The following is a 1,084-nucleotide window of genomic DNA, read 5'->3' as shown; positions in this document are numbered from 1 at the left end:
CGTGAAGTCAGTCCCATAGAGCACCTCTTCTCGAATCAGGTGCCCATCAAAGAATCACAAGCGATTCTAGCGACTCAAGTTTTTCGGCTCAGTGCACCTCAAAAAAATGTGGGTAATCGTAAGCTTCACCGGACGGATACGATGATGCGCTGTGGCCAAAAGGATTGGATCAGCCAAAAGACTTACGCTGTGTAATCAAGAAGGGAGCTTGAGGAGAAGCCAAAGATAGCAATTGATCATAACGGTGTTGTCTTATCGAGTAGCGTGAGGAGCGACCGGATTAACACTAAGCGCCGACGTCCAACGGCGATTGTGATGAGTTGGCCCGTTCCTATCAGCTCGTAAAGCTTTGTGCGTCCCAGGCCAGTTGCTTGGCAAGCCTCGCCGATCGTGCAGCTCAATCGCTCGGCAAACGGGACCGCCTTCGGCTCTCGACCAATCGTAGTCGACGGAGCGCTTTTCGGCTGTCTCCGCCCATCGCCCTCCAATTGGCTGTTCGTCATAGACCCTCGTGGTAAAAAAAAACGCTTGGTTACAGCGTGTTGCGAGACAACGTCGAATGATACAATGCGCAACAACGAAGAAACTTCAACAGACTTGCAAATCGCGCGAATGAGCCGCGGCTATTTCAATCCAGTACTCTCACTGCAAATCCAGCCCTGGCAAATTTGAGCGAGTGTCGTCGAACAGTACAACAAGCCGTGAGCAGTCAGATGGAGTTATCAATTTCATCAGGAAACGCTTAGGGCGCTATGGGCCCGCCACCTCTATACGGATTCTGCCGGGCTGCACCATTGCCCTCGCCGGCTCATAACGGTCTGGTTGCAGGTTCGAGTCCTGCCGGGCCCACCAAGAATATCAGTGATTTACTCGGTCTTCGTTGCCCGCACCGAGACGAGCGCACCAGAAACCTCACCAGATACGTGCACTTTACGTTCGTCAGGAGCGAGTTTCCGACGTACCCGTCCGGCGTAGGCCGCAGACGTCTTCTAATCCTGGCGCCTGAGCAGATGAGGGTTCTCTTTGTGGATCCTGATGAGCTCCATCAAGGTCTCGATCCCAAAGTCGGTGAAGGCCATGACGC

Annotated in this window: 1 protein-coding gene; it reads left to right on the top strand. The window is 53.3% G+C overall.

Annotated elements, in window-relative coordinates:
- The coding region (locus tag AC0QUY_RS42580) for a hypothetical protein (protein WP_474417251.1) at positions 1 to 195 on the top strand (195 nt) is incomplete at its 5' end.
- Positions 196 to 1,084 lie beyond the last annotated feature (889 nt).

This window comes from Bradyrhizobium sp. WYCCWR15520, assembly GCF_056174665.1.
Note: the sequence above shows the minus strand (reverse complement) of the source record. Positions and strands in the feature narration are given on the sequence as shown.